General features: G+C 66.7%; 1 protein-coding gene. It reads right to left on the reverse strand.

Features of this window, described 5'->3' with window-relative positions; translation table 11 throughout:
- The coding region (locus KW849_RS31040; RefSeq protein WP_256357475.1) for a type VI secretion system Vgr family protein at window positions 1-375 on the reverse strand (375 nt) is incomplete at both ends.

The raw sequence follows: 375 nt of genomic DNA on the forward strand, positions 1-375 counted from the left end.
GCGAGTCGAGTTGTTCGCGCAAGAGGGTCAGTTGCGCCTGCACATCGGCGGGTTCGGCGTGGGCGGTTTGGGCGTCCGTGGACAGCTGTTGCAGTTGCTCGCCGGCCTGTTGCAGGCGGCCGACGGCGGCGGCCATGTCCAGCGTAGCGCCCTGCGCCTTGGGCTGGGCGTCGGCGCTGATGAACACGCCCTTGCCGCCTCTGATGGCGCCCCAGTCATCGGTGCGCAGCTCAAAGCCTTCGCCGCGTTTGGCCTTCTTCGCATCCACCAGATGCCCCAAATTGAGCTGGCTCTTGCCGCCGTATTCCGTGCTGAGCTTGACGTGCTCCTGCCCGCGCAAGTCCTCCATCCGCAGCTTGTTGTTGGCCGGCGTGC

Source organism: Pseudomonas sp. PDM26, assembly GCF_019219185.1.
GTDB lineage: Bacteria > Pseudomonadota > Gammaproteobacteria > Pseudomonadales > Pseudomonadaceae > Aquipseudomonas.